Origin of the sequence: Streptomyces sp. SM1, assembly GCF_002910825.1 — a bacterium.
Lineage (GTDB): Bacteria > Actinomycetota > Actinomycetes > Streptomycetales > Streptomycetaceae > Streptomyces > Streptomyces okerensis.
Genome location: NZ_NEUB01000953.1, coordinates 1 through 4,798 on the forward strand (window position 1 = coordinate 1; position 4,798 = coordinate 4,798).

Below are 4,798 nucleotides of genomic sequence, written 5' to 3' on the forward strand. Positions count from 1 at the left end.
GTCAAGCCGCCGCCGTGACGGGAGGTGAACCTTGGTAGCACTGTCCGTCACGGATCATCGCCCACAGGACATTGAGGCGTCGGCGGGCGAGGGCCAGCAGAGCCTGCTTGTGTCCTTTCCCCTCGCTCCTCTTGCGCTGGTAGTACGCCTTCGAGGCGGGACAGGTGGTAGTGCTGACCATCGCCGACAGGTACATGCTCCGCAGCAGTCCACGGTGGTAACGCCTGGGTCTGCGCAGGTTGCCGCTGACGCGGCCGGAGTCGCGTGGCCTGGGCGCCAGGCCGGCGAAGCCGGCCAGCCGATCGGCGCTGCCGAAGGCGTCCATGTCACCGCCGGTCGCGGCGATGAACTCGGCACCGAGCTTGGGGCCCATGCCGGGCAGACTGCGGATCACCTCAGCGTGCGGATGCTCGCGAAACTTGGCCTCGATCAGGGCGTCGAGCTCGGCGATCTCCTCATCGAGGGACATCACCCCCTTCGCGAGGCGGACCACCATGGCGGCGGCCAGCGTCTCGCCAGGCAGGGCCGTCAGCTGCGCCTGGGCAGCCTCCACAGCCGTTTTCGCAAGTGCGGCGGCGCCGCGGACCTTGCGGTTCTTCAGCCAGGTCTCGATCCGCTTCGCGCCGGCGCGGCGGATCGCGGCCGGGGTCTGGTAGCCGGTCAGCAACATCACCGGCCCTTTGTTGGTCAGCTCAAGCGAGCGTTCCAACGCGGGGAAGATCTCCAGCAGTTGAGCGCGGAGACGGTTGATCTGCCGGGTGCGGTCGAAGACCACGTCCAGGCGCCGGGTAGTGAGCGTGCGCAGGTCAATGGCGATCTCGTCGCCGGGCCTCAGCAGGCCGAGATCACGTCGGACGCGGGCCTGGTCGGCGATGACGAAGGCGTCCTTCGCGTCAGTCTTGCCCTCGCCTTTGTAGGTGGCCGATGCTCGGTGGACCGCGAGGCCGGTGAGGTAGGCCATCGGCTGGCCGTGGCTGAGCAGCAGGCCGATCAGCAGGGCGGCCCCGCCGTGGTTGAGGTCGACGGCCCACAGCACGTCGGTGGATATCTCCAGGACGTCGCCGATGAGCTGAAGCAGCTCGGTCTCGTCGTTCAGGACCCGGCGGGACAGCAGCCGCTCGCCGTCCGCGTTGATCACCACGCAGTGGTGATGCGTCTTGCCGATGTCCACTCCGGCCCAGATCTCGGGCACGTTCCCTCCGCCAGCTCGTCGTCACATCGATCCCGCAGACGACCTCGCCGACGTTGTCCTACAGCAGCGATCGAGTCGCGTCTCCCAATTGGCGGTCGAGTCGTCGCGGGGCTCCGGGCGGCCAAGTCCTTTGAGCCATCCAAACGGCGCCCACCATGCAGCCATACCCAGAACCCCTGGGCCCTCCGATCCTACGAATGACCGGATCAGACCCACGTCTTGAAAGGTAGGACGGACCATGGCAGCAGACCGGCGCACCGTCATCGAGAACTGCGCGATCGCGACCGTCGACGCGAAGGACACCGAGTACGCCTCCGGTCACCTCGTCCTCGCCGGAAACCGCGTCGAGTCCCTCGGCCCCGGCAGGGCCCCGGAAGGGCTGGAGAACGTTGTACGCCGGATCGACGCCACCGGGCATCTGGTGACCCCCGGCCTGGTCAACACCCACCACCACTTCTACCAGTGGATCACCCGGGGGCTGGCCACCGACCACAACCTGTTCGACTGGCTGGTCGCCCTCTACCCCACCTGGGCCCGCATCGACGAGCCGATGGTGCGCGCGGCCGCCCGGGGCTCGCTCGCGATGATGGCGCGCGGCGGCGTCACCACCGCCATGGACCACCACTACGTCTTCCCGCGGGGCACCGGCGACCTGTCCGCCGCGGTCATCGGCGCCGCCCGGGACATGGGCGTCCGCTTCACCCTCGCCCGCGGCTCCATGGACCGCGGCGAGAAGGACGGCGGGCTGCCCCCGGACTTCGCCGTCGAGACCCTCGACGACGCGCTCGCCGCCACCGAGGAGACGGTGCGCCGGCACCACGACACCTCCTTCGACGCCATGACCCGGGTCGCCGTCGCCCCCTGCTCACCCTTCTCCGTCTCCACCGAACTGATGCGTCAGGGAGCCGAGTTGTCCCGGCGTCTCGGTGTGCGCCTGCACACCCACGGTTCGGAGACCGTGGAGGAGGAGAAGTTCTGCCACGAGCTGTTCGGCATGGGTCCGACCGACTACTTCGAGTCCACCGGCTGGCTCGGTGAGGACGTGTGGATGGCGCACTGCGTCCACATGAACGACTCCGACATCGCCGCCTTCGCCCGCACGGGGACCGGCGTCGCCCACTGCCCGTCCTCCAACGCCCGTCTCGGCGCCGGTATCGCCCGCGTCCCCGACATGCTCGCGGCCGGCGTCCCCGTCGGCCTCGGCGTGGACGGCACGGCCTCCAACGAGTCCGGTGAACTCCACACCGAACTGCGCAACGCCCTGCTCGTCAACCGTCTCGGCGCCCACCGCGAGGCGGCCCTGAACGCCCGGCAGGCGCTGCGGCTCGGCACCCACGGCGGAGCCCAAGTGCTGGGCCGGGCAAGCGAGATCGGGTCCCTGGAGCCCGGCAAGCTCGCCGACCTGGTGCTGTGGCGGATGGACACTCTCGCGCACGCCTCCATCGCCGACCCGGTGACCGCGCTGGTCCTCGGCGCGGCGGCCCCGGTCACCGCGTCCTTCGTCAACGGCCGCCAGATCGTGGAGAACGGCCGGCTGCTCACGGCCGACGAGGACGAGATCGCCCGCTCGACCCGCGCGGAGGCGCGGCGGCTGGCCGAGATCGCCGCGAAGGGCTGAGCCCCGTTGACGTCTCCGGCCGGGAGGGACGGCTCCCGGCCGGAGACCGTGGACCCCGCCGGGGGCCACACGGTGGCCGTCTCCGGGGCGCGCGCGACAGTGGGCCCCGGAGACGGAACTGCCGTCACCGCGCCCGACGGCAACGACCTCACCGCTCGGAGCACGTGCCCGCGGACGCGCCGTATTCAGATCCAGGCCCGTCGTTCCCGGCCGCGGGGGTCGTCGGTCCGGGTCCACTCGGTGCCGACGCGCATGGTGGTCCGGCGCCCGGTGTCGTACGGGTCCCAGCCGGGGTCGCCGGTGCCGGCGAACCGGATCCAGGCCTCGTGCGTGCGGGCGGCGAGATCCGCGGGGGGCGTGTCGGGGCTTCGACCAGGACGGTCCTGCCCTCGCTGCGCACCAGCCAGGTCTGGAGCGCGGTATGGACGATATTGGTGTCGGAATCCAGGAAATGCGGGGCCGGCCACGAGCCGCGTGACTGTTTACGGCCGTCCGTGACCTGCGGTGACGTGGTGCGGGGCAGTCGCGATGGTCGAGTAGATTGATCTTGTGACCTCCGAGCAGCCGCCGCCGTCGTACAACGAGCTGGCCGGTCTGATCGTGGAGCTGAGGCTGGTAGCAGCCGCGCAGGCCGCGACGATTGAGCGACGTGAAGCACGGATCGTCGAGCAGGACGCTGAGATCGCGGAGTTGAAGCGGCGGCTGGCCGCTGATTGGCGCAACTCCTCCAAGCCGCCGTCCAGTGACGGGCTGGACAAGAGGCCCGCACCGAAGTCGCTGCGCAAGGCGTCGGGGCGTCGGCCGGGCCGGGCCAAGGGCGATCCCGGTGGCCGGCTGGAGCAGGTCACCGACCCGGACGTGATAGTCGATCATCATCCGGCCGCGTGCGGCAGCTGTGGCGGTGGTCTGTCCGATGCGTCGGGTTCGGGCTTCCGGGCCCGGCAGGTCTTCGATCTGCCCGAGATCCGCCCCCAGGTGACCGAGCACCGGCTGCACCGGGCGGTGTGCGGTTGCGGGTACACCACCACGGCGACGGCTCCGGACCTGCCCACGGCGGCCGCCGTGTACGGACCCGGCGTCCGAGCCGCGATCGCCTGCCTGTCGGCCTATCAGCACCTGCCGGCCCAACGCCTCGCCGAGGCCATGGACTGCCTGTTCAGCCTGCCGGTCTCCACCGGCACCGTCCTGTCCGTCCCGGCTCGCGCCCACGACGGGCTCGGGTCCTTCGAGGCCCAGGTCAAGGACCACCTGGCCACGGTGCCGGTCGCGCACGCGGACGAGTCCGGGGTACGGGTCGCGGGGAAACTGCACTGGCTGCACGTGATGTGCACCCACCTGGTCACCTTCTACGGCATCCACCACCAGCGCGGCCGGGCGGCCATGGACGACCTCGGCGTCCTGCCCGGCTTCACCGGCACCCTGGTCACCGATGCCCTGGCCCCCTACACGGTCTACGGCGACGCGCAGGCCCTGTGCGGGGCGCACGTGCTGCGTGAACCCATTGCCGTGACCGAGGACACCCGCCATGACCCCGCCTGGGCCCAGGCGATGATCGATGTCCTGGTCGAGGCGAAGGACGCAGTCGCCGACGCTGTGGCCACCGGGCACGACGCCCTGGACGCCGAGACGTCGGCCGGTTTCCAGGACCGCTACCGGCAGGCAGCGTTGTGCGGCATCGCCGCCAACCCCTACGCCGGCACCGGCCCCCGCTCCAAGGCCAGGGCTCTGGCCATGCGCCTGCGGGACCGCACCACCATGTACCAGCGGTACATGGTCGGCTTCAGTGTCCCGTTCGACAACAACCAGGCCGAACGCGACCTACGGATGATCAAGGTGCAACAGAAGGTCTCCGGGGCCTGGCGGACCCTGACCGGCGCAAGGCGCTTCGCCCGGATCCGCGCCCACATCTCCACCGTCCGCACACACGGCATCAGCCCCCTCACCGCCCTGCGCGACCTCTTCGCCGGACGGCCATGGATGCTGCCCGC

At 70.6% G+C, this 4,798-nt stretch carries 3 protein-coding genes and 1 pseudogene; 2 read left to right on the forward strand and 2 right to left on the reverse strand.

Annotated elements, in window-relative coordinates; genetic code table 11:
• Position 1 precedes the first annotated feature (1 nt).
• Positions 2 to 1,192: an IS110 family transposase gene (locus B9S61_RS33300; protein ID WP_103543576.1), complete on the reverse strand. Its 1,191-nt coding sequence runs from the start codon at positions 1,190 to 1,192 to the stop codon at positions 2 to 4.
• Positions 1,193 to 1,430: 238 nt separating this feature from the next.
• Between B9S61_RS33300 and B9S61_RS33305 the strand changes: the two genes are divergently transcribed.
• A complete protein-coding gene (locus B9S61_RS33305) occupies positions 1,431 to 2,810 on the forward strand; it encodes an 8-oxoguanine deaminase (RefSeq protein WP_103545508.1) in 1,380 nt (459 codons plus the stop codon).
• A gap of 185 nt (positions 2,811 to 2,995) precedes the next feature.
• On the opposite strand, the pseudogene B9S61_RS42880 reads toward B9S61_RS33305, so the two are convergent.
• Positions 2,996 to 3,175 (reverse strand): annotated as a pseudogene (locus B9S61_RS42880) (carboxylesterase/lipase family protein); the annotation flags it as partial.
• 184 nt (positions 3,176 to 3,359) lie between these two features.
• Between B9S61_RS42880 and B9S61_RS33315 the strand changes: the two are divergent.
• The coding region (locus B9S61_RS33315) for an IS66 family transposase (RefSeq protein WP_103545032.1) at positions 3,360 to 4,798 on the forward strand (1,439 nt) is incomplete at its 3' end.